At 62.0% G+C, this 23,761-nt stretch carries 20 protein-coding genes and 1 pseudogene; 10 read left to right on the top strand and 11 right to left on the bottom strand.

The features are described from left to right. Positions 1 to 34 precede the first annotated feature (34 nt). Positions 35 to 778 (top strand): ArsR/SmtB family transcription factor, encoded by a 744-nt coding sequence (locus tag BLW24_RS10350; protein WP_090380055.1) that lies wholly within the window; start codon positions 35 to 37, stop codon positions 776 to 778. 21 nt (positions 779 to 799) lie between these two features. Here BLW24_RS10350 and BLW24_RS10345 read toward each other — a convergent pair whose 3' ends face one another. From BLW24_RS10345 to hslO, 3 genes are all read right to left on the bottom strand, one after another. Continuing rightward, the gene (locus tag BLW24_RS10345; RefSeq protein ID WP_090380051.1) at positions 800 to 2,710 is read right to left on the bottom strand and encodes a RecQ family ATP-dependent DNA helicase; all 1,911 of its coding nucleotides are present in this window, start codon (positions 2,708 to 2,710) and stop codon (positions 800 to 802) included. A gap of 754 nt (positions 2,711 to 3,464) precedes the next feature. Further along, positions 3,465 to 5,006, bottom strand: a complete 1,542-nt coding sequence (locus BLW24_RS10340) for a phosphoenolpyruvate carboxykinase (RefSeq protein WP_090380048.1) — start codon at positions 5,004 to 5,006, stop codon at positions 3,465 to 3,467. A gap of 159 nt (positions 5,007 to 5,165) precedes the next feature. Beyond that, entirely contained in the window at positions 5,166 to 6,053 is an 888-nt protein-coding gene (hslO, locus tag BLW24_RS10335) for an Hsp33 family molecular chaperone HslO (protein WP_090380045.1), read from the bottom strand. 215 nt (positions 6,054 to 6,268) lie between these two features. On the opposite strand from hslO, the gene BLW24_RS10330 reads away from it, so the two are divergent. Both BLW24_RS10330 and BLW24_RS26485 read left to right on the top strand, forming a co-directional pair. Then, complete coding sequence (locus BLW24_RS10330) at positions 6,269 to 6,796, top strand: hypothetical protein (RefSeq protein WP_244161140.1); 528 nt, start codon at positions 6,269 to 6,271, stop codon at positions 6,794 to 6,796. Positions 6,797 to 6,837: 41 nt separating this feature from the next. Beyond that, entirely contained in the window at positions 6,838 to 7,062 is a 225-nt protein-coding gene (locus BLW24_RS26485; RefSeq protein WP_244161139.1) for a hypothetical protein, read from the top strand. A 53-nt stretch (positions 7,063 to 7,115) separates the two neighbouring features. Here BLW24_RS26485 and BLW24_RS10325 read toward each other — a convergent pair whose 3' ends face one another. Further along, positions 7,116 to 7,547 (bottom strand): RNA-binding S4 domain-containing protein, encoded by a 432-nt coding sequence (locus BLW24_RS10325; protein ID WP_090387693.1) that lies wholly within the window; start codon positions 7,545 to 7,547, stop codon positions 7,116 to 7,118. 99 nt (positions 7,548 to 7,646) lie between these two features. On the opposite strand from BLW24_RS10325, the gene rimB reads away from it, so the two are divergent. Further along, the gene (rimB, locus tag BLW24_RS10320; RefSeq protein ID WP_090380041.1) at positions 7,647 to 8,114 is read left to right on the top strand and encodes a retropepsin-like aspartic endopeptidase RimB; all 468 of its coding nucleotides are present in this window, start codon (positions 7,647 to 7,649) and stop codon (positions 8,112 to 8,114) included. Continuing rightward, positions 8,111 to 9,016 (top strand): 30S ribosomal protein S6--L-glutamate ligase, encoded by a 906-nt coding sequence (gene rimK, locus BLW24_RS10315; RefSeq protein WP_090380038.1) that lies wholly within the window; start codon positions 8,111 to 8,113, stop codon positions 9,014 to 9,016. Before rimB ends, rimK begins: the two co-directional genes overlap by 4 nt. A gap of 3 nt (positions 9,017 to 9,019) precedes the next feature. Here rimK and BLW24_RS26975 read toward each other — a convergent pair whose 3' ends face one another. The 6 genes from BLW24_RS26975 to ompR form a co-directional block, all read right to left on the bottom strand. Continuing rightward, positions 9,020 to 10,081, bottom strand: a complete 1,062-nt coding sequence (locus BLW24_RS26975; protein ID WP_338062060.1) for a putative bifunctional diguanylate cyclase/phosphodiesterase — start codon at positions 10,079 to 10,081, stop codon at positions 9,020 to 9,022. Then, positions 9,969 to 12,170, bottom strand: coding sequence for a sensor domain-containing protein (locus tag BLW24_RS10310; RefSeq protein ID WP_338062059.1), 2,202 nt, complete (start codon positions 12,168 to 12,170; stop codon positions 9,969 to 9,971). The genes BLW24_RS26975 and BLW24_RS10310 overlap by 113 nt, the downstream gene beginning before the upstream one ends. Before the next feature lie 112 nt (positions 12,171 to 12,282). Then, on the bottom strand, positions 12,283 to 13,263 hold the full coding sequence (locus BLW24_RS10305) for an IS5 family transposase (protein ID WP_090375570.1): 981 nt from the start codon (positions 13,261 to 13,263) through the stop codon (positions 12,283 to 12,285). 108 nt (positions 13,264 to 13,371) lie between these two features. Beyond that, positions 13,372 to 13,980 (bottom strand): MASE1 domain-containing protein, encoded by a 609-nt coding sequence (locus BLW24_RS10300; protein WP_090380034.1) that lies wholly within the window; start codon positions 13,978 to 13,980, stop codon positions 13,372 to 13,374. A gap of 67 nt (positions 13,981 to 14,047) precedes the next feature. Further along, positions 14,048 to 15,361, bottom strand: coding sequence for an ATP-binding protein (locus BLW24_RS10295; protein WP_090380031.1), 1,314 nt, complete (start codon positions 15,359 to 15,361; stop codon positions 14,048 to 14,050). Between the two features lie 95 nt (positions 15,362 to 15,456). Further along, on the bottom strand, positions 15,457 to 16,191 hold the full coding sequence (gene ompR, locus BLW24_RS10290; RefSeq protein ID WP_090380028.1) for an osmolarity response regulator transcription factor OmpR: 735 nt from the start codon (positions 16,189 to 16,191) through the stop codon (positions 15,457 to 15,459). A gap of 224 nt (positions 16,192 to 16,415) precedes the next feature. On the opposite strand from ompR, the gene BLW24_RS10285 reads away from it, so the two are divergent. The 5 genes from BLW24_RS10285 to aguA all read left to right on the top strand — a co-directional run bounded on the left by BLW24_RS10285 (position 16,416) and on the right by aguA (position 23,256). Beyond that, positions 16,416 to 18,731 carry a Tex family protein gene (locus BLW24_RS10285; RefSeq protein ID WP_090380025.1) on the top strand — a complete coding sequence of 772 codons (2,316 nt, stop codon included), beginning with the start codon at positions 16,416 to 16,418 and terminating at the stop codon, positions 18,729 to 18,731. 223 nt (positions 18,732 to 18,954) lie between these two features. Further along, positions 18,955 to 20,535, top strand: coding sequence for a glutamate--cysteine ligase (gene gshA / locus BLW24_RS10280; protein WP_090380022.1), 1,581 nt, complete (start codon positions 18,955 to 18,957; stop codon positions 20,533 to 20,535). Positions 20,536 to 20,684: 149 nt separating this feature from the next. Beyond that, the gene (gene rmf / locus BLW24_RS10275) at positions 20,685 to 20,894 is read left to right on the top strand and encodes a ribosome modulation factor (protein WP_090380019.1); all 210 of its coding nucleotides are present in this window, start codon (positions 20,685 to 20,687) and stop codon (positions 20,892 to 20,894) included. A 299-nt stretch (positions 20,895 to 21,193) separates the two neighbouring features. Continuing rightward, positions 21,194 to 22,075 carry an N-carbamoylputrescine amidase gene (gene aguB / locus BLW24_RS10270; protein WP_090380016.1) on the top strand — a complete coding sequence of 294 codons (882 nt, stop codon included), beginning with the start codon at positions 21,194 to 21,196 and terminating at the stop codon, positions 22,073 to 22,075. Between the two features lie 74 nt (positions 22,076 to 22,149). Then, on the top strand, positions 22,150 to 23,256 hold the full coding sequence (gene aguA / locus BLW24_RS10265; RefSeq protein WP_090380013.1) for an agmatine deiminase: 1,107 nt from the start codon (positions 22,150 to 22,152) through the stop codon (positions 23,254 to 23,256). Between the two features lie 99 nt (positions 23,257 to 23,355). Here the strand turns inward: aguA and BLW24_RS26480 are convergent. Beyond that, positions 23,356 to 23,709: pseudogene (locus BLW24_RS26480) on the bottom strand (methyl-accepting chemotaxis protein); the annotation flags it as partial. Between the last annotated feature and the right edge of the window lie 52 nt (positions 23,710 to 23,761).

The following is a 23,761-nucleotide window of genomic DNA, read 5'->3' as shown; positions in this document are numbered from 1 at the left end:
TGCCGCTGCCATATGGTTCGACTAGCATCGAACCATGATCGAAGGCCCCAACATCACCCGTATCGCCGCCCTGCTCGGCGACAACGCCCGCGCCGCGGTGCTGTCCGCACTGATGGCTGATCGCGCGCTGACCGCCACCGAACTGGCCGATATCGCCGGCGTGACGAAGCAGACCATCAGCTCGCACCTGGGCAAATTGCTCGACGCCGGCCTGCTCAGCGTCGACCAGCAGGGCCGGCATCGCTACTTCCGCCTGGCTGGCCGGGAAATCGCGCAACTGCTCGAGTCGATGATGGGCCTCGCCTTGCGCGCCGGACCGCCGCTGCCACGCACCGGACCACGTGACCTGGCCTTGCGCCGCGCGCGAGTCTGCTACGACCACCTCGCCGGTGAACTGGGAGTGCTGGCTTACGAGGGGCTGCTGCGCCGCGAGCTGCTGCAACAGCTGGACGCCGGGCCAGCGCTCACCAACAGCGGGCGCCAGTGGTTTCGCCAGATTGGTATCGATCCCGACGCCCTGGCTCTGCAACGCCGCTCATTCTGCCGGGCCTGCCTGGATTGGAGCGAACGCCGCTACCATCTGGCAGGCGCGCTCGGCGCCGCGCTGTTTGTGCGCATCCAGGAACTTGGCTGGGCCAAGTGCGTGGGCGACTCGCGCGTGGTGACATTCACTGCGGCCGGTGAGCGGTCATTCCGCGCCTGGTTCCAAGCATCGCCTGACGAGCCGCTCAGCCACCCCGCCGATAGCCAAACCACAACGCTGGATGCGCTCGCTTAACAGCCGCCGCAGCAATCTTTCCTAGCCCTGAAGGCAGCTACGCACCTCGGCGTAGGGATAGTCTTCCAGCGCGGCAAAACCGCCAAGCTGACGCGCCTTGAGCTTGGTAAACAGCGGCACGCTGATGCCGCAGAGAAAACGCGTCAGGCACTCGGCGCTTGGCTCGCTGCCTTTGAGCTCCTGATGTTTGCGCACAAAACCGTCACAGAGCGCCTGCATATCCAGCTCCACCAACGCTGGCGGCTCGGGCAGACGGGCGACCTGTCCACGGCACACCGAACAATGCCCGCATTGTTGCGGCGCGTTGGCATCACCGAAATAGGCGGCCAAGCGTTGGCTCAGGCACTGCTCGCTGGCAAACAGCGCGAGCATGGCGTGAATCCGGCTGATTTCACTGGCTTCCTGCTGGCTGAAATAGCCATGCAGTTGGACGCTCAATGCCGCCGGATCGAAACCCGGCTCAAGCAGCGCATACACCTCGGTCATCTGCTTGCTTTCCAGCTCCACCCAGCCCTTTTCCTGGAAGTAATCCAGGGCCTTGATCACCCGGCCGCGCTCGGCCTGGTGTTGCTGGTAGAGCTGGTCGAAATCCACGGTGCACCAGGTACGTGCGCGCTGCGAGGTGCTGATCAATGCCTCGACAAACTGCCGCCGCTCGCCCTCGAACTTCTCCAGTAGCGCTTCGGGCTCCAGGAGAAATTTGAAGCGATATTCGGCGAAATAGGCATAAAGTGGAGCAATGATGCCGCGTAGCTCCAACTGCACCAGTAGGGTTTTCAGCGGCAGCTGACGAATATTACTGTGCTCGGACAGCTGGTTGAGCATCAGCTCCCATTCGCCGTTATCACACTCACTCAGCAGCTTATCGAGCACACAACGAATGCCGTCCAGCTCCGGCGTATCGCCGTAGACGAAATTTTCCAACACGTTGAGGCTGTCGCGATTGGCCAGCACCAGACAATCCGACGGCTGGCCATCGCGGCCGGCGCGGCCGATTTCCTGGCTGTAATTCTCGATGGATTTCGGCAGGTCGAAGTGCAGCACATTACGGATATCGGCCTTGTCGATGCCCATACCGAAGGCAATGGTGGCGACGATGCAGGTGATCGTCCCGGCCATAAATTGTCGCTGAATCGCCTCGCGCGCATCAGAAGCCATGCCGGCGTGGTAGGCGCTGGCGGCAAGGCCGCGCTGGCTCAGGCGCGCGGCCACTTGCTCGGCAGTCTTCTGCTGGGTCACGTAAACGATGCTCGGCTGCCCGGCCTTGGCGCCCAGCCACTGCTCCAGGCGACGCTGCTTGTCGGCGCCGCTGACGGGCTCGACCAGCAGGTTGAGGTTGGCGCGGTAGAAACCGGTGGTGACCACATCATCGGCAGCGATGGCGAACTTCTGCTGCATATCAGCAATCACAGGCGGCGTGGCCGTGGCAGTGAGCAGCAGCACCTGCGGGATGCCGAACTGGCGCTGATAGTCCGGCAGCTTGAGATAGTCCGGACGGAAGTTATGGCCCCATTCGGAGATGCAGTGGGCCTCGTCGATCACCAGCAGGGAAATCGGCACCTGGGCGATAAAGTTGCGAAAACGCTCGTTCTTCAGACGCTCGACCGAGATCATCAGAATCTTCAGCTCGCCGGATTTCGCCCGCGCCATCACCGCACTGGCCTCCTCACGGCTTTGCGCCGAATCGATACTGCCGGCGCTGATGCCACGGCCATGCAGAAACGCCAGCTGATCCTGCATCAGCGCCAGCAAGGGCGAGACCACCAGGGTCAGGTGCGGCAGATGCAACGCCGGCAGCTGATAACACAACGACTTGCCCGAACCGGTGGGAAAGATCGCCGCCGCCGAACGTCCGGCCAGTACGGCCGTGACCACACGCTCCTGACCGGGGCGCAATTGCTTGAAGCCGAACACACGTTCCAGGGTACTCATGGCTGTCACTCCATTGACCGCCGCAGCGGTAAACAATGATTAATTCCTACAGGCCGCGCCACTATTGCCAATCCAACTAACACCATGGGCAACACAGGCGTACATTCAAACCATGCCAATAAAAAAGGAGATGAGTATGCAGGTATCTGGTTTCAGCGGCAGCTTGCCGGTTATCCACTAGATCGCTCACCACCCAGGCCAGATGGCCGCGCAGCAAAGACCCCGGCGGAACCGGAGTAGCTGATGCGAACCACAGGCCGATGCGCAGTCTGGCGGAAAACTCAGGTTCGCCGTGAGTTGTGCCAAACCATAGACCTAACGCCGTTATGCAATTCGAAAGCGCCAGTGCTCAACCGCGACATATCGATACCTACCTGGCACTCGCCAGTCATGCTGAAGTCGACAGTCGCAGACAAAGGCTCGGGAAATCGCCTGAGTTGCCAACCCTGTTAGCGCTGTGGCCCGAGACAGCCATACAGCAACAGCTAAGGCCGTGCAGAGCGGCCACCTGAGCAAGAATGCAACGCGCAACACTCGCAAACGTGCCTGATCTGCTGGCAGATACGCACCCAAAGCCGCCTCCGGGCGGCTTTTCCGTTTCTTATCGCACATGCAAAGCGCCGTGGAAGGGCTTTAACCGCGACAACGTCTTAAACGCTCGCAGCTAAAACGCCTCCTACAGGCTATCTCTGCAATTTCCCATGCATAAAAAAACCGCCAATCAAGGCGGTTTTTTCAGTACGACACTTACAACTTAGAGTTGCGGGCCGGCGTTGCGGATGGCGTCGGACACATCGAACTTCTTGAAGTTGTCGATGAACAGACCGGCCAGGCCTTTGGCGGCTTCGTCGTAGGCGTTTTTGTCTTCCCAGGTGTTACGCGGGTTGAGCAGGTTAGTTTCCACGCCCGGTACCGACTTCGGCACGCTCAGGTTGATGATTGGCAGCAGCTCGGTTTCGGTGCCAATCAGCGCGCCGCTCTGGATCGCTGCAATCACGCCACGGGTGGTCGGGATATTGAAGCGCTTGCCCACGCCGTAGCCACCGCCGGTCCAGCCGGTGTTGACCAGGTAGACCTTGGAGCCGAAGCCGCGGATACGCTTGATCAGCAGCTCAGCGTACTCGCCAGCCGGACGCGGGAAGAACGGCGCGCCGAAGCAGGTGGAGAAGGTCGACTTGATGCCGCCGCCGCTGCCCATTTCGGTGGAACCGACCAGCGCGGTGTAACCGGAGAGGAAGTGGTAAGCTGCTTGCTCTTCGTTGAGGATCGACACCGGCGGCAGTACGCCAGTCAGGTCGCAGGTGAGGAAGATCACCGCGTTCGGCTCGCCGCCGAGGTTCTTCTCGCTGCGCTTCTCAACCAGCTCCAGCGGGTAAGCCGCACGGCTGTTCTGGGTCAGGCTGTCGTCGGCGTAGTTCGGTACGCGGTTTTCATCGAGAACGACGTTTTCCAGCACGGCGCCGAACTGGATGGCTTTCCAGATCACCGGCTCGTTCTTCTCGGACAGGTCGCTGCACTTGGCATAGCAACCGCCTTCGATGTTGAACACCACGCCCACGCCCCAACCGTGCTCGTCGTCGCCGATCAGGTAGCGGCTTTCGTCGGCGGACAGGGTGGTCTTGCCGGTGCCGGACAGGCCGAAGAACAGGGTCACGTCGCCTTCTTCACCGATGTTGGCGGCGCAGTGCATCGGCAGCACGTCGGCCTCAGGCAGCAGGAAGTTCTGCACGCTGAACATGGCTTTCTTCATTTCACCGGCGTAGCGCATGCCGGCGATCAGGACTTTCTTGGCAGCGAAGTTGAGGATCACGCAGCCGTCGGAATTAGTGCCGTCACGCTCCGGTACGCACTCGAAGTTGGCGACGTTGAGCACTTGCCACTCGTCTTTGCCGGCCGGGTTGTACTGCTCTGGGTTGATAAACAGGCAACGGCCGAACAGGTTCTGCCAAGCGGTGGCAGTGATCATCTTGACCGGCAGGTAGTGCGCGTCGGCAGAGCCTACATGAACGTAGGACACGAAGCTGTCCTGCGCGTCGGAGAACGCCTGAACGCGATCCCACAGGGCATCGAACTTGTCAGCCGGGAACGGACGGTTGATTGCGCCCCAGGCGATTTTCGCCTCGGTGCTCGGCTCTTGCACGATGAAGCGATCAGCCGGCGAACGACCAGTGCGATGGCCTGTGCGTACGACCAGCGAGCCGTTGGCGGCCAGCTCGCCTTCACCGCGACGAAGGGCTTCTTCGACCAGTTGGGCAGCGCTGATGTCGGTGTACACGGCGTTGTTGGCTTGCGTCATGTGGGTCCCCGTCGGCCACGCGGCCGAGTCTTCCGAACGTTTTGTAGTAGAAAGCGGAGCACTACTACAGCGAAAAAGTGCGCGGATTATGCCAGAAAAATTTAGCTGCGGGTGCAGCCTCTGATCAGTTCTCCGCGCCTCGATTTAGAGCCGCGCGCCCTAGTGGCGCGTGTCTGACGGCGCATCGGTGCTGCCGTCGATAAACAGTTGCAGCACATCCGCCGCATCGAACAGGTAGCGCTCGTTGCAGAACTGGCAATCGATTTCCACACTGCCGCCATGCTCCTGCACCAGTGCCTCAGCGTCAGCCTGGCCGAGGCTGATCAGCGCACGGCTGGAGCGCTCACGCGAGCAGCCGCAGCGGAACCGCAAGGCGCGCGGGTCAAACAGACGCAGTGCTTCCTGGTGATACAGACGGTGCAGCAGGGTTTCGTTATCCAGACCGAGCAGTTCCTCGGCCTTCAAGGTGTCGGCCAGGGCCATGGCATGCTGCCAGCTGGCCTCACGTTCATCGGCTTCCTTCAGACGGTCGGCCGGCAGCTGCTGCAGCAGCAGGCCGCGCGCGCGCTGGCCATCGGCGCTAAGCCAGAAGCGGGTGGGCAACTGTTCGGAGGTGGCGAAATAATTGGTCAGGCAATCGGCCAGGGTTTCCCCTTCCAGATCGACGATGCCCTGATAACGCTGCCCGGATTTCGGGTCGACGGTCATGGCCAGCACGCCATCGGGCATCAACTCGCGCAGGTTGGCATCAGCAGTGATCTGTTCGGCGTGATAACGAGCGATACCGCGTAGCTCACCTTCGCTGGAGCATTCGACCATCAGCAGGGGCACGGCACCGGAGGAACGCGCCTGGAGGATCAGCAGGCCTTCGAATTTCAGCGTGCCGATCAGCAGCGAGGCAGCAGCCAGCAGCTCACCCAGCAGTTGGGCGACCGGTTGCGGGTAGGTGTGTTTGGCCAGCACATGGCTGTAGCTGTCGGTCAGACCGACCAGTTCGCCACGGATATCGCTGTCGTCGAACAAGAAACGTTGGGAAAAATCAGACATGCCAACTTCACTGAATGCGATTCGGCCCGCGATTTTAGGCGCAAACGCCCGTCCGACCAAGCGCCTCTTATCTATCAGCGCTGCGGGCGGAAGCTATCGATACCAACCCGAGTCACAGTTGCCGACAAAAGGCAGCGCGAATCTTTGCAATCAGAAGACAGAATACCTAGCATGCCCGCCGCCTTAATCCCTACAGATGACAAGGATGCCACTGCATGAACCCTTCCTTTCTCAACGACCAGTGGCGTATCCGTCCGCTGGTTGCCTGCCATATCGTCGCCCTACTGCTGCTCGCCAGCTGGCTCTGGGCGCCCAGTCGCGCGCTGTGGGATCAATTTGATCTGCAGCTGTTTGCCCTGCTCAACGAACCCGTGCACAACGCCGGCCTGTGGGCGCAAACCTGGGCGATCGGCAGCATGCGTCCGGTCGACATGGGGGTTGGCGTGCTGATGCTGGCCGTGATGCTCAAGGCTGATCTGGTGTTCAGCGGCGCCCAGGTGCGCAAGGCGCTGTATGCCTTTCTCGCGGCGCTGATCGTGATGCTGCTGTTTCGCGTCGGTTTCGCCGAGCTGGTCAAACTGATGGGTTGGCAGCGTCCGAGCGCCTCCCTGGTAGTGGAAGGTGCAGCGCGTCTGACTGAACTGTTCCCAACCTGGGAAGAGCGCTGGGATATGAAAGACAGTGCCACACGTAGCTTCCCCGGCGATCACGCATCGGCGCTGCTGATCTGGGCGTTTTTCTGAGCTTTTTCGCGCGCAACTGGCGCCTGCTGCTGGTCTGGAGCATGGCCACTATCTTTATGCTGCCGCGCCTGGTAGCCGGCGCACACTGGGCCTCGGACGCTTTGGTAGGCGGCGTATTCCTCGCCCTGCTGGGCTTGGCCTGGGCCTGTTTCACCCCGTTTGCCTACAAAACCAGCGAATGGCTGGAGAATGTTACCCAGCCGCTACTCAAGAACCTGGCCAAGCTGCCATTGCTGGGCCGACTAAGCATTATCAGCGGCCGCTAGCGTACGCAGCTGGAGGTGCTGCGCCGCTGAGCAAGGCGGTGGCGATGCACAGCCTAGAACTCGTCGTCAGCCCAGGGATGGCGCAAGCCGCCATCCTGCCGCTCATTAAAGTCGTGAATCTGCCGGCGCTGCTTCTTGCTTGGCCGGCCATCGGTCTGCATGCCCAGGGCCCCGGCCTTGCGCTGCACTGCCGCCTGTTCGCGGCGTGCGATGCTTTCTGCCGTTTCGGCATACAGCGTCTGTGCCTCTGGTGCACCTCGACGCACCACTGAAAGCGCCTGCACTACAACGCTGCGTTCCTCGAAACCCGTGCGAATCACATAGATATCGCCAATTTTCGGTTCCTTGCCTGGTTTGCAACGCTCACCACGGTGGTGCACCTTGCCGCCCTCAATAGCCGCCTTGGCCAGGGCGCGGGTTTTGTAAAAGCGCGCGGCCCATAGCCATTTATCCAGGCGCACCTTGTCGTCGTCTTTATCGCTCATCTGATCCCCGTTGATACCTGCTGTGCAGGTGGACATTTTGCCTGATGCAGTTGTCATAAGGGCCAACTAGAATGCCCGCAAATAGCCCGGAACTGCCCTTTGAAGACGTTTGACCAACTTGGCGTAATCGGCCTGCGCGAATGGATCAACCTGCCGGAGCTGGGCATGGTCGGCCTGCGCGCCAAAATTGATACCGGGGCCAGCACCTCCAGCCTGCACGCCAGCGAAATCCAGCCGTTCGACCGCGATGGCGAACCCTGGGTGCGTTTTACTGCGCACCTGGGCACTCTGGTGCAACGCCGCCACCGCTGCGAAGCACCGCTGGTGTCGGTAAAGACCATCAAAAGCTCCAACGGCCATACCCAGTCGCGCTACGTGATTCGCACCACCCTGACCCTGGGCGAACGCGAATGGCCGGTAGAGTTCACCCTGACCTGCCGCAAGACCATGCGCTACCGCGTGCTGCTTGGTTCCAAGGCGCTGATTGCCGGGCAGTTGCTGGTCAACCCGGCACTGACCTACGTACAAGACAAACCCACCCTTGCTGCCCCTTCTGGTGACCAATGAAGATCGCCGTGCTGTCGCGCAACCCGCGCCTGTATTCCACCCGCCGCCTGGTAGAAGCCGGGCAACTGCGGGGCCACGAGATGGTGGTGATCGACACCCTGCGTGCCTACATGAACATTGCCAGCCACAAGCCGCAGATTCACTACCGCGGCAAACCGCTGGAAGGCTTCGATGCGGTCATCCCGCGGATTGGCGCGTCGGTGACGTTTTACGGCTGCGCGGTGCTGCGCCAGTTCGAGATGATGGGCGTATTCCCGCTTAACGAGTCGGTGGCCATTGCTCGCTCGCGGGACAAGCTGCGCTCGCTGCAATTGCTCTCACGTCGCGGCATCGGCCTGCCGGTGACCGGTTTCGCCCACTCCCCGGATGACATCGCCGACCTGATCGACATGGTCAATGGTGCGCCGCTGGTGATCAAGGTGCTGGAAGGCACCCAAGGCATCGGCGTGGTGCTGTGTGAAACGGCAACCGCCGCCGAGTCGGTGATCGAGGCCTTTATGGGCCTCAAGCAGGACATCATGGTGCAGGAATACATCAAGGAAGCCGGCGGTGCGGATATCCGCTGCTTTGTGGTCGGCGACAAGGTGATTGCGGCGATGAAGCGTCAGGCCAAGCCCGGCGAATTCCGCTCCAACCTGCACCGTGGTGGCAGCGCCAGCCTGATCAAGATCACCCCGGAAGAACGCATGACCGCCATCCGCGCAGCCAAGGTGATGGGACTGAGCGTGGCCGGGGTGGATATCCTGCGCTCCAACCATGGCCCGCTGGTGATGGAGGTCAACTCATCGCCGGGCCTGGAAGGCATTGAAACCACCACCGGTAAAGATGTTGCCAGCCTGGTGATTCAGCATCTGGAAAAAAACAGCGGCCCGCATCTGACGCGCACCAAGGGCAAGGGCTGAGCCTCACACAAGTGGCGGAGGGTCCTGATACTGCTGCATCCAGGCCTGAAGATCCGCTTCCTTTAGCGGCCGACTGAAGTGATAGCCCTGCCCCAGCGAACAACCATGCTGGCGCAGGCAGTCGAGTTGCCACTGGCTTTCGATGCCTTCGGCCACGCACTCCAGGCCCAGGTTGCGGGCGATCACCAGGATGGTCTGCACCAGCATCAGGCCGCTGCCGTCTTCACCGTCCATGTCCCAGGTAAAGCTGCGATCGATCTTCAACCGATCCAGCGGCAAGCGCTTGAGGTAGGTCAGCGAGGAATAGCCAGTGCCGAAATCATCGATGGCGAAACGCACCCCCAACGCCTTGAGCGCCTGCATATTGCTGATGCACTGCTCGACTTCCTCCAGCAGTACGCCTTCGGTGATTTCCAGCTCCAGCGCCGTGGCAGGCACCTGATGGCGTTGCAGGCACTCACTGATGCGCGCCACACAACTGCGCTGGCGCAGCTCGCGCGGGCTGAGATTGACCGCCAGCACCAGCTGCGGCCACTGCGGTAACCAGCGCGCCAGAGCAGCGCAGGCCTGCTCCAGTACCCAGGCACCGAGCTCCTCGATCAAGCCGGTTTCTTCAGCCAGCGGGATAAAATCGCCGGGCATCACTTCGCCGCGCTCCGGATGCACCCAGCGCAGCAGCACTTCCGCGCCGGCAATGCGCTCGGTGGCCAGCGCCAGTTGCGGCTGAAACACCAGGTACAGCTGGTTGCGCTGCACCGCCTGACGCAACTCGCTCTGCATCTGCAAGCGCTGATCGATGGCCGCCTGCATCTCCGGGGCGAAGAAGTGCAAGGCATTGCGTCCGCCCTGCTTGGCCCGGTACATGGCGGTATCCGCCTGTTTCAGCACATCAGCAGCCATCTGGCTGCCGAACGGATGCAAGGCAATACCGATACTGGCGCTGATCGACAGCTCATGGCCGTCGATCCAGCAGGTGCCAACCAGACTTTTCAACAGTTTTTCCGCCGTAACGGCTGCCGCTTCTGCCGCCAGCTGCGGGTTGCTGTCGAGCCCCTCGAGCAGCACCACGAACTCGTCGCCCCCCCATCCGCGCCAGGGTGTCTTCATCGCGCAGGCCGCTGGCCAGTCGCGCGGTGACCTCACGCAAAAGACCATCACCGACCAGATGACCGAGGCTGTCGTTGACCGTCTTGAAGTGATCGAGGTCGATAAACAGCAGCGCACCCAGAGTGTTTTCGCGCTGTTCGCGGTCCATCGCGTGTTGCAGACGGTCGAGCAGCAAGCGCCGATTGGGCAGACCGGTGAGTTCGTCGCTGAACGCCAGGCGCTCGATCTCACGCTGATAACGCTGACGCTCGGAAATATCGGTGATGCTGCAACGAATCAACACCGGCTCGCCGGGCATGCGCACCAGACGCACCTCGCAGGGAATCTGCCGGCCCTCGCTATCGCGGTGCAACCAGTCAAATACCGGCGCTTCACCGGCCAGCGCCCGTTGCAGATAGACCTGACCAAGTTCGCTAGTCAGCTGGCCGTCCGCCTGCTTGCTGGGGCTCAGGTCAAACACACGCTTGCTGGCGATTTCCTCGCGGCTGTAACGCAGCAAACGCAGGGCGTTGTCATTGCACTCGACCAGCGTGCCATGCAGGTCGAACAGCATGATCGCCTCGGGTGCATTCTCGACGATGGTGCGGTAGCGCGCCTCCGCCTGCAGGCGCTCGCTGATGTCTTCGACCAGCAGCAGAAACATGCGCACCCGGCCAGTACTGTGGCGCACCGCGCGCAGGCTGACGCGGGTATGCACCAGGCTGTCGTCGGCGCGACGAAAGCGCTTTTCCAGCTCAAACCCTTCACGCAGGCCGCTGAGCACCTGATCGAGCAGCGGCAGTTCATTGTGCAGGTCGTCGTCCAGCGACAGTTCCTCCCAGCTCGACGCCAGCAACTGTTCGCGCGAACGCCCGAGAATGCTGCAGAGCTTGTGGTTGACCTCTTCCCAGACAAAGTTCGGACTGGTCAGGGCCATGCCGATCAGCGGCGCCTCGAAGAACAGACGCAAATGCTCATCCCGTTCGCGCAGTTGCTGCTCAGCGTATTTACGCGCGCTGACATCCTGCAGCGCGCCATACACCCGCACCAGCTCAGCCCCGTCGCGCTCGGTAATGCCACGGATACGCAGCCAACGCGTCTTGCCCTTGGCGGTGAGCAGGCGTACCTCGATATCGAATTGCTCCAGCCCATCGATCAGCTGCTGTAGCACCTGTTCGGCCAGCACGCGGCCGCTGGCATCCAGGTAACTCAAGGCACCATTGAGATCAGGCGTGCCGTTTTTCGGGTCCAGCTCGTAGATGCGAAAGCAGCCGGCGCTCCAGTCCATATCCTGTTCTGGCAGATTCAGCACCCAGCCGCCGAGGTTGGCGATGTGTTCGGTCTGGCTGAACAGATAGCTCTGCTTGAGCAACTCGTCGCTCTGTGAGCGCACCTGAGTGGCCAGTTGCTCGCGGGCGGTGACATCGCTCTGCAGGGCGACAAAATGGCTGATGCCCTGGTCGTCACGCATCGGCGCCAGAGTAAATTCGTTCCAGAATTGCTGGCCATTCTTACGGTAGTTACGCAGCACCACATCACAGCCCATGCCCTCGCGCACCGCCTGCTGCAAGCGGCTCAAGCCCTGTTGCTGCTGGTCATCACGCAGCAGGAAGTTCCAATTGTTGCCCAGGGTCTCCTCGCGGCTGTAGCCGGTAATCTGCTCGAAGGCCGGGTTGCAGTAGATCAGCGGCAACGCCGGCTGGCGCGCATCGGCGATGATGACCCCCAGCGGGCTTGCCTCCAGCGCCAGATTGGCCAGGGCCAGTTGCTGCTGCATCTGCGCACTGCGCGCCAGGGCCTGGCGCAGATCACTCAGGCTGCGCCCCACCAGCAGGGTGGCGAGCATGAATAGCAGCACGCTGAAGTGCAGTTCCATGCGCTGTGGGTCAAGCCAACCGGCACTGTTCACCAGACCACTCAGCAGCGGCAGGATCAGCACCATCAACACACTGAGCACCGCACCACACAGGCCGCCGGCAAAGCCCCAGACCAGCGCCAGCCCCAGCATCATCACGCCAATCAGCGGCAGATTAAGGATGGTCTGAAGTAGCCCTGTATTTCCGGTCAACTTCAGCCTCCGCTGATTTTGAAAGCGGAAAACTGATCAAAAACGATCAAGTCATCCGCTCATTTCGGTGTTTCTGGCCGCCGCGAGCACCTCGCAGCGGTCATTTCCCACATTACAGGCGCACCTCTCCTGCATTCGTCAGCAAATGTCGACGGGCCATCCACAGGTTCGACAGGGCGAACAGCGTTACCAGTTGTGCGGTGTTTTTGGCCAGGCCACGGAAGCGCGTCTTCACATAACCGAACTGGCGCTTGATCACGCGAAACGGATGCTCGACCTTGGCGCGCACTTGGGCTTTGGCCTTCTCGATCTTGCGCTTGGCTTTGTATAACCCGCTGCGCTTATCGAGCTTCCTGTAGGTGCTGCGGCGTGCCGCCACCTGCCAGATTACCTTCCGACCTTCATGCTCCGGACGCTTTTCGACACCGGTGTAACCTGCGTCAGTACACACCACGTTTTCGTCGCCGTGCAGCAGTTTGTCTACCTGGGTGACATCCGCCACGTTGGCTGCCGTGCCTACTACGCTGTGCACCAGACCCGACTCGTCATCCACGCCGATGTGCGCCTTCATGCCGAAGTAGTACTGGTTGCCCTTCTTTGTTTGGTGCATTTCCGGATCGCGCTTACGGTCCTTGTTCTTGGTCGAACTCGGCGCATTGATCAACGTGGCATCGACGATGGTGCCCTGGCGCAGTGACAGACCACGGTCGCCCAGGTAGCCGTTAATCACGGCCAAGATGCCTGCAGCCAGCTCGTGTTTCTCCAGCAAGCGACGGAAGTTGAGGATGGTGGTTTCATCGGGAATGCGCTCCAGGCTTAAGCCGGCGAACTGGCGCAGGATGGTGGTCTCGTACAGCGTTTCCTCCATCGCCGGATCGCTGTAACCGAACCAGTTTTGCATCAGATGCACACGCAGCATCGCCATCAGCGCATAGGCGGGCCTGCCACCTTCGCCCTTCGGGTAGTGCGGATCGATCAGGGTGACCAATCCTTCCCACGGCACTACTCGATCCATCTCGATCAGGAACAACTCTTTGCGGGTCTGCTTGCGCTTGCCTGCGTACTCGGCGTCGGCGAAGGTCATCTGCTTCATCGGAAAACTCGACGGGTGGAATCCGGGTATTTTGCCAAAATCAGGAAGTCTTCTTCAGAGTTTCCTTAAGGGTCAGCGGCAACACACCTAGCAACCCCGGCATGCCGATCAACAGCAGCACCAGCAGTGGCCAGGGCGGCAGCTGGCGCAACACCTCGGGCACCTGCTCGCAACCGCTGAGCAGCGGCGCAACCAGGGCGTCAGGTAAACCAACAAGGGGATGGCGATGGCCAGGGCCGTGAGGCTATCGGCCAGCCACAACGTCATGCTGCCCGAGGGCAGATCCTCCAGCGGCGCATGGCCGAGCAGCCATAGATTGCCCTGCACTCCCAGCGCCATGGGAACAGTCGGCAGCAGTACGCCAAGCAGCATAAAGCGCAGCAAATGGCTGAGGTCGGGCAGGGCCGGATCAAACGGCCGCTGCCGCAGCAACAACCAGGCCAGCGCTATACCGAGGGTTTCCGGCAGGGCATAGAGCGGCGCCCACTGCCATTCCAGGCCCCAGAGCGGGATCGACAGCATGGCATTGAGGTACACCGCCAACAGCACCCGCGGGCCCCACCACAGGGCAAACACCAGCGCCAGGGCAAACGGCGGATACCACAGCGCCGCCCCGTCGGTGAACTGCGTCGCCAAGGAAAGCCAGGTAGCCAGATGGAACAGTGGCAGCGGCAGCAACCAGGTCCATGGTGAGAGGCGGTGGGGAACGGCAGGCATGCTGACCTCATGTCATCGCGCTGATAAAGCATAGTTCAGCGCAGTGATGACAGTATGCCAGTGCCCTCTAGACCGCGTCGCGCGGCAACAGCAGCCCCAACGGCAGGCAAACCCGCGCTTCCAGGCCGCCGCCGCTGCGGTTGCGCAATTCAACGCTGCCTCCGTGCAAGGCGGCGATGCGCTTGACGATGGCCAAGCCCAAGCCGGCACCCTGCCCGCCACGGGCGCGGTCGCCACGGATAAAGGGGTTGAAGATGCTGCCCAGTTCGGCCGGATCAATGCCCGCGCCGCGATCCAGCACGCTCAGCACCACATAAGGCGCGCGGTGATCGCCGGACAGGGAAACCGCCACCTCCACCGCATTGCCGCCGTAGCGCAGGGCGTTTTCGATCAGATTGACCAGCAACCGTTTGAGCGATACCCGACGCAGCGGGAAAGCCGGCACCGCTTCCAGGCACAGGCGGACCATTTCCTGCTTCTGGTTGTAGGGCGCGACCACTTCACGGATCAGTTCGAGCAGATCAAGCTGCTCCAATGGCTCATCACGACCATCACGGATAAACGCGAGGAACTGATCAAGGATCGCGTCCATGTCCTCGATATCGCGCACCATATCTTCGGTCAGCTCCGAATCGGTGTGCAGAAACTCCAGGGAAAGGCGCAGGCGGGTCAACGGCGTACGCAGGTCATGCGACACCCCGGCGAGCATCAGCTCACGTTCGCGGGCGGCCTGCTCGACGTCTTCGGCCATCTGATTGAAGGCGCGGTAGACCTCGGCCATCTCGCTCGGCGTATCACCCACTGGCAGGCGCACGCTGCGCCCCTTGCCGATCTGTCGGGCGGCAAACACCAGGCGCTTGAGCGGTGCGCTGAGCTGGCGTACGAAAATCCACGCCGCCGCCGTCGACAACAGGCCGATCGCCAGGAACCAGCCCAGCACACTCCAGATCCGCTGGCCACGCAGCGGATGCGGGTACAACGGCACCCGCAGCCAGTCATCGCCCAGCGCCGGCGCATGCACCCAGAGCGCTGGCGGGCTCTTGGCCCGCACCCGCACTTCGGTATCCGGGCCCAGCTCAGTCTGCATCTGCCGAGCAAAAATCTCGCTATACGGCCAATGCTGCTCGGTGGCCGGCACCTGCTCGTGCGGCACGCGCTTGAGCCCGGCCGCTTCGGCGATGGTGGCGCGATCTTCCGGGGCCGCCGCCCAATAGGCACGCAGGGTCAGCGCGGCGCCGTGGCTGTATTGGCGGTCGACCAGCACGTCTTCGTTCATCATCAGATAAACCAGGGTCAGCGCCTTGGAGAACAGCACCACGATCAGCACCAGCCACAGCGTGCGGGCGAAAAAGCTTTGCGGGAACCAGAGAGGGGTTTTCATGGTGACTCGATGTGGTCGTAGGGTGGATCGCGCCTCATCGATCCACCGAGCAGAAACAGAGGTGGATGAATAAAGCGTCATCCACCCTACGGCAGTTACTTATTGCCATCCGGCACAAACACATAACCCACGCCCCAGACCGTCTGGATATAGCGCGGTTTGGACGGATCGGGTTCGATCAGGCGGCGCAGACGGGAGATCTGCACGTCGATGGAACGCTCCAGCGCGTCCCACTCGCGGCCCCGGGCCAGATTCATCAGCTTGTCGCGGGTCAGCGGCTCGCGGGCGTGCTGCACCAGCGCCTTGAGCACAGCGAACTCACCGGTGGTGAGCATATGTACCTCGTCACCCTTCTTCAGTTCGCGGGTGGCCAAGGACAGCTCGTAGTCGCCGAAACTCACGCTCTCGTCTTCGCTGCCCGGCGCGCCTGGTACTACCGGCGCCTGGCGACGCAGCACGGCCTTGATCCGTGCCAGCAGCTCGCGCGGGTTGAACGGCTTGGCCAGGTAATCGTCGGCGCCCAGTTCCAGGCCCTGGATACGGCTGGCCTCGTCGCCCTTGGCGGTGAGCATGATGATCGGCACCTGATTGTTCGCCTCACGCAGACGGCGGCAGGCAGACAGGCCGTCCTCGCCCGGCAGCATCAGGTCGAGAACCACCAGATTGAACAGTTCGCGGGCCAGCAGACGGTCCATCTGCTCGACGTTTTCCACCGCACGCACGCGGTAGCCCTGCTCGTCGAAGAAGCGCTCAAGCAGACGACGTAGACGGGCGTCGTCATCGACGATCAGGATTTTTTCGCCTTCAGCGGGAAGTGCAGTGCTGCTCATTCAGGGCTCCTTGTCCGGGCATCCGCCGGGCGCGGACGCGCTGGCAGTGTGCAATGGCCGGCATTATGGCTCAGGAGCCGCAGCCGACGTGCAGCCATTGTTAGCAGATTTTTCCCCGACTGGTTCCCGGTGCGTTGCCGGGCAGTGTTTATAATGCGCGGCTTTCGTGTCTGGCCCGTGATCTGCGTGGCTGGTTTTTCGTTTCAGTGTGGGTAGCTTTTTCTATGCTCAGCATCAACAACCGCATCGCCGAAGAACTGGGCGTACGCCCGCAACAGGTCGCCGCCGCCGTGGCGCTGCTCGATGAAGGCTCCACGGTGCCGTTTATCGCGCGCTACCGCAAAGAGGTCACCGGCAGCCTGGATGACACCCAGCTGCGCACCCTGGAAGAGCGCCTGCGCTACCTGCGCGAACTCGACGAGCGCCGCGCCAGTATCCTCGCCAGCATCGAGGAACAGGGCAAGCTGACCCCTGAGCTGACCCGCGACATCAACCTGGCCGACACCAAGACCCGCCTGGAAGATTTGTACCTGCCGTTCAAGCAGAAGCGCCGCACCAAGGGCCAGATCGCCCTGGAAGCCGGCCTCGGCGAACTGGCCGACGCACTGTTTAACGACCCCGAGCTTAATCCCGAGAGCGAAGCCGAGCGTTTTATCGACGCCGAAAAGGGCTTTGCCGACGTCAAGGCCGTGCTCGAAGGCGCCAAGTACATCCTTATGGAACGCTTCGCCGAAGACGCCAACCTGCTGGCCAGCCTGCGCAGCTACCTCAAGGACAACGCCATCCTCAGTGCCCGCGTGGTCGCTGGCAAAGAAAACGAAGGTGCCAAGTTCCGCGACTACTTCGAGCACGACGAGAAGCTCAAGGGCGCACCCTCGCACCGCGCTTTGGCGATTTTCCGCGGGCGCAATGAAGGCATTCTCAGCGCCAGCCTGAAAGTCGGCGAGGAAATCCCAGGGGCCATGCACCCCTGCGAAGGCATGATCGGCGAGCGCTTCGGCATCAGCGCCCGTGACCGCGCCGCCGACAAGTGGCTGGGCGAAGTGGTGCGCTGGACCTGGAAGGTCAAGCTTTACACCCACCTGGAAACCGACCTGTTCGGCGAACTGCGCGAAGCCGCCGAAGACGAGGCGATCAACGTGTTCGCCCGTAACCTGCACGACCTGCTGCTGGCCGCGCCGGCCGGCCCACGTGCCACCCTGGCGCTGGACCCGGGCCTGCGCACCGGCTGCAAGGTGGCCGTAGTCGATGCCACCGGCAAGGTGCTGGAAACCGCCACCGTCTACCCGCACGCGCCGCGCAACGACTGGGACGGCACCCTGGCGATCCTCGCCAAGCTGTGCGCCAAACACGCAGTCGACCTGATCTCCATCGGCAACGGCACCGCCAGCCGCGAGACTGACAAGCTGGCGCTGGAGCTGATCAAGAAGTTGCCGGGCCTGAACCTGACCAAGGTCATGGTGTCCGAGGCCGGCGCCTCGGTGTACTCGGCGTCCGAGCTGGCCGCCAAGGAATTCCCGGACATGGACGTGTCGCTGCGCGGCGCGGTGTCCATCGCCCGCCGCCTGCAAGACCCGCTGGCGGAGCTGGTAAAGATCGACCCGAAATCCATCGGTGTCGGCCAGTACCAGCACGACGTGTCGCAGCTCAAGCTGGCGCGCTCGCTGGATGCGGTGGTCGAAGACTGCGTAAACGCCGTCGGCGTGGATGTGAACACCGCTTCCGCCGCCCTGCTGGCACGCATCTCCGGGCTGAACGCGACCCTGGCGCAGAATATCGTCGCCTTCCGCGACGCCAACGGCGCGTTCAACAGCCGCGCCGACCTGCTCAAAGTGCCGCGTCTGGGCGACAAGACCTTTGAACAGGCCGCTGGCTTCCTGCGTGTAATGAACGGCAGCAACCCACTCGACGCATCCGCCGTGCACCCGGAAACCTACCCGCTGGTGCAGCGCATCGCTGCCGACACCGGCCGCGATATTCGCTCGCTGATCGGCGACTCGGGCTTCCTCAAGCGCCTAGACCCGAAGCAATTCACCGACGACAAGTTCGGCCTGGTAACCATCGGCGACATCCTCAGCGAGCTGGAAAAACCCGGCCGCGACCCGCGCCCGGAGTTCAAGACTGCCGAGTTCCAGGAAGGCGTGGAAACTCTCAACGACCTCAAACTGGGGATGATGCTCGAAGGCGTAGTCACCAACGTGACCAACTTCGGCGCCTTCGTCGATATCGGCGTGCACCAGGACGGTCTGGTGCATATCTCGGCGCTGTCGGAGAAGTTCATCAAAGACCCGCATGAGGCGGTCAAGGCCGGCGACGTGGTCAAGGTCAAGGTCATGGAAGTGGACATTCCACGTAACCGTATCGCCCTGTCGATGCGCATGGGCGACACCCCAGGTGAGAAAATCGAGGGGACGCGTGGCGGGCAATCCCGTGGCGGCAATGCACCGCGTAGCGAACGTCACTCCAGCCAGGAAAAGCCGGCGCCGGCCAGCGGTGGCATGGCGGCGCTGTTTGCCAACGCCAAACAACTGAAGAAATAAGCCAACGCCCGCAGGCCCACGGACATACGATCTATGTCCGTGGGCCCCGCGCCCGCCTCTCGCGCGTCGCTCTGGCGCAAAAGCACAGCGCCCAGCTATAACCTTCTTCACCCGCCTCGGGTTATAAAGCGCTATCGACCGCTGATCGCGGTTTTCTCGCCCCCTTGTAGAGCACGCCTGTCGTCCCCATATTGAGGCGACCGATGCGTGAAGGAATGCAATCTTGAGCGACCTGTTAAACCGCCGCCTGGCCCAGCTTGGCGAGCGCGCCAACCTCTCCCTGCTTTCCCAATGCCTGCACGGTATCGAGCGCGAATGCCTGCGCGTCGATGGCGACGGCCAACTGGCCCTCACGCCGCACCCGGTCGCCCTCGGCTCGGCGCTGACTCACGCGCAGATCACCACCGACTATTCCGAATCGCTGCTGGAATTTATCACCCCGGCCGAGGCTGATCCGGCGGCGACCCTGGCCGATCTCGAGCAGATCCACCGCTTCGCCTACAGCAAGCTGGACGGCGAATACCTGTGGAGCCCGTCGATGCCCTGCGCCCTGCCGGACGAGGAGACGATTCCGATCGCCCGTTATGGCAGCTCGCATATCGGCGAACTCAAGTACGTCTACCGCAAAGCCCTGGCCCTGCGTTACGGCAAGACCATGCAGTGCATTGCCGGCATCCACTACAACTTCTCCCTGCCGGAAGCACTGTGGCAACTGCAGCAGCAGGCCGAAGGCGATACGCGCAGCGCACGGGATTACCAGTCGGCGCGTTATATCGCGCTGATCCGCAACTTCCGCCGCTACAGCTGGCTGCTGATGTACCTGTTCGGTGCCTCACCGGCGCTGCACAAGGGCTTTATGCGCGGCCGCCCACATCAGTTGCAGGAACTGGGCGCAGAAACCCTCTACCTGCCCTACGCCACCAGCCTGCGCATGAGTGATCTGGGTTATCAGAGCACTGCCCAGGCCGGCCTTACGCCTTGTTACAACGATCTGGCCAGCTACACCGACAGCCTGCGCCAGGCGGTCGGTACGCCCTACCCGCCCTACGTGGAGATCGGCGCGAAGAAGAACGGCGAGTGGCTGCAACTGAATACCAACATCCTGCAGATCGAGAACGAGTACTACTCGAATATCCGCCCGAAACGCGTGACCTACAGCGGCGAGCGGCCGATTCAGGCACTGATGGCCCGTGGCGTGCAGTACGTTGAAGTGCGCTGCCTTGATATCAACCCGTTCCTGCCGCTGGGTATCGATCTGATCGAGTCGCGCTTCCTCGACGCCTTCCTGCTGTTCTGCGCGCTGGCCGACAGCCCGCTGCTGGAAAGCGGCGAATGCCATGCCTGCACCGACAACTTCCTGGCCGTGGTCAAGGAAGGTCGCCGGCCGGGCCTGCACCTGCAGCGCAATGGCCAGCCGGTGGTGCTGCAGGCCTGGGCTGACGAGTTGCTGGAGCAGATCCGCCCGCTGGCCGAGCTGCTCGACCAGAGCCACGGCGACAGCGCCCATAGCCTGGCCTTGCAGGCGCAACAGGCCAAGGTTGTCGATCCCAGCCTGACTCCGTCCGCCCAGGTGTTGGCGCAACTGCAACAGGGCCTGAGCTTTACCGAGTTCGCCCTGCATCAGAGCAAGCTGCACGCCGAGTACTTCCGCAGCCAGCCGTTGAGCACCGAACAGCAAGCGGCCTTCGAGGCCAGCGCTGCGCAATCGCTGCAGGACCAAGCGGAACTGGAAGCCCAGGAAGAAGGCGATTTCGACAGCTTTGCCGCAGCCTATCAGGCCACCATCCTGGCCCACGCGGTCTAACCCCGAAAAATGCCGGCTCGCATGCAGCCGGCATTTCGCCAACTGCATCACATAAACCGCCAGCGGTGGCAAAAGCGGGATCAGCGGCGCAGCCCTGTCCAGGTGATACGGCTAGCATTGCATGGGTAAATCCACTGCGAGCTGCCGCCATGGCCTGCGCCGACCTCAACACGGAAGATGACCAGCACTGGAGCCTGGAAAGCCTCAACAAGGCTTACCAACAGGGCTACATGGCAGGGCTGACCGGACAGACCAACGCCCCGCGCAGACTCGCTGCCGATGTGCTGATCGCCGCCTGGGAAGCCGGCTGGGACGACGGCCACGAGCAATTCGAGCTGCACAAACGCTACAGCGCCTGACCCCTCGCTCTACCCAACCCCCTCTGAAACTCTTCCTCGCCCGCAGCACTTCAGCCTGCGTGGCAACGTATCGCTTTGCCTTTGATCGACCTTTAGTTTGCCCGCGCAGATTAATTCGATTTTTATTCGATATAAATCGGTAAAAACTGATCTTTCGCCGTACATTTTGCTTTTAATGTCGATTTTTATCGGATATAAATAGGCCATCCACTGCCATGACTCGCCCGCGAGGCATGGCACAGTCGCCGGCCTCTGCTAGTGTCAGATGACCGCCCCAACTGCTCTTGAGGTGCCAAACCATGCCCCGTATCGTCACCGTCGCCGCCACCCAGATGGCCTGCTCCTGGGACACCGCTGCGAATCTCGCCAATGCTGAGCGGCTGGTGCGTCAGGCCGCCGGCAAGGGCGCACAGATCATCCTGCTGCAAGAGCTGTTCGAGGCGCCGTACTTCTGCCAGAAGCCCAACCCGGACTACCTGCAACTGGCCACCCCGGCCGAGAGCAACCCGGCGATCCTGCACTTCCAGAAAATCGCCAAGGAACTGCAAGTGGTCCTGCCGATCAGCTTCTACGAGCTGGCCGGCCGCGCGCGCTTCAACAGCATCGCGATCATCGACGCCGACGGCAGCAACCTCGGGATTTATCGGAAAAGCCATATTCCGGATGGCCCGGGCTACCACGAGAAGTACTACTTCAACCCGGGCGACACCGGCTTCAAGGTGTGGAACACCCGCTACGCCAAGATCGGTGTGGGTATCTGCTGGGACCAGTGGTTCCCCGAGTGCGCGCGCAGCATGGCGCTGCTGGGTGCCGAGATTCTGTTCTACCCGACCGCCATCGGCAGCGAGCCGCATGACCCGAGCATCAGCTCACGCGACCACTGGCAGCGTGTGCAGCAGGGCCACGCCGGCGCCAACCTGATGCCGCTGATCGCCAGCAACCGCATCGGCCGTGAAGATCAGGGCGATTACCACATCAACTTCTATGGCTCGTCGTTTATCGCCGACCAGTTCGGTGCCAAGGTACAGGAAGCCAACGAAACCGACGAAGCGGTGCTGATGCACAGCTTCGACCTGGATCAGCTGGAGCATATCCGCAGCGCCTGGGGCAGCTTCCGTGACCGTCGCCCCAACCTCTATAGCCCGCTAAAAACCCTCGACGGCCATCTGGCCTCCGAGTAAAAACGCCCCTGTAAGGTGGGTTGCGACGTACTGCGTTAATACCCATCCGTGCCGCTCAATGTTTTGGTGACCCTATGACAACCCTGACGACTACCCCACGCGCCGACGGCTTCCGCATGCCTGCCGAATGGGAAAGCCACAGCCAGACCTGGATGGTCTGGCCCGAGCGCCCGGACAATTGGCGCCTGGGCGGCAAGCCTGCGCAAGCCGCGTTCACTGCAGTAGCCAAGGCGATTGCCGAGTTTGAACCGGTGACCGTGTGCGTGCCCGCCGGCCAGTATGAAAACGCCAGTGAGCGCCTGGCCCACGCCAATATCCGCGTGGTGGAGATCACCACCGACGATGCCTGGGTGCGCGACACCGGGCCGACCTTCGTCACCAATAACAGCGGCGAAGTACGCGGCGTGGACTGGGCGTTCAACGCCTGGGGCGGTCTGAATGGCGGGCTGTACGCCAACTGGGTGCGTGATGATCAGGTGGCGCGCAAGATCCTGCAGATTGAAGGTTGCGCGCGTTATCGCACCGATGAGCTGATCCTCGAAGGCGGCTCGATCCATGTCGACGGTGAAGGCACCCTGATCACTACCGAGGAATGCCTGCTCAACCCCAACCGCAACCCACACCTGAACCGCGAGCAGATCGAGCAGTACCTGGCTGATCACCTGGCAATCGACAGCGTGATCTGGCTGCCGGACGGCCTGTTCAACGACGAGACCGACGGCCACGTCGACAACTTCTGCTGCTACGTGCGCCCCGGTGAAGTGCTGCTGGCCTGGACCGACGATGCCGCAGACCCCAACTACCCGCGCAGTCAGGCGGCCATGCGCGTGCTGGAAAGCGCTCGGGATGCCAAGGGCCGGCAACTGATCGTGCACAAGATGCCGATACCCGGCCCGCTGTATGCCAGCGATGAAGAGTGTGCGGGGGTGGATCTGGTGGCCGGCACCCAGGAGCGCGATCCGTCGATCCGCCTGGCTGGCTCCTACGTCAACTTCTTGATCGTCAACGGCGGCATCATTGCGCCCAAGTTCGACGATCCCAAGGATGCCGAGGCTGAAGCCATCCTGCGTCGCCTGTTCCCCGCACACCGCGTGGTGATGGTGCCGGGCCGGGAAATTCTGCTGGGCGGCGGCAATATCCACTGCATCACCCAGCAGCAGCCTGCAGCGCAGAAACGCTAAGGGCTAATGCCCAGCCAGCTTGGGCGTTAGGCAAAACCTGTTTACGATCGCGCGAGCTAGCGCCGAATGGCCGACATACCGCAGATGGTAAACAGGTTCTTAGTCCTGCATGGCCTGGGTAAATTGCCCAATGGCATCCACCACGCGCTGCGCCTCATCGCGGATTTCCAGCATCACCTCACCCGCCTTGTTGGCCAATAGCACGCCCTGTTCCGTTTTCTGCTTGCTGCCATCCATGCCACTGACCGCCTTCAGCGCCAGGTCATGATTGAGACGCACCACGTCGTTGATCTCGACCGTCGCCTGACTGGTGCGGGCCGCCAGGTTGCGCACCTCGTCAGCCACCACGGCAAAACCGCGTCCCTGCTCGCCTACACGGGCAGCTTCGATGGCCGCATTGAGGGCCAGCAGATTGGTCTGCTCGGCGATGCCACGAATAACCTGAACAATGCTACTGATACGCTCGGATTGAGTGTTCAAAGCGCCAACATTCTCGGAAACATGC

This window comes from Pseudomonas anguilliseptica (assembly GCF_900105355.1).
Taxonomy (GTDB): Bacteria; Pseudomonadota; Gammaproteobacteria; order Pseudomonadales; family Pseudomonadaceae; genus Aquipseudomonas; species Aquipseudomonas anguilliseptica.
Note: the sequence above shows the minus strand (reverse complement) of the source record. Positions and strands in the feature narration are given on the sequence as shown.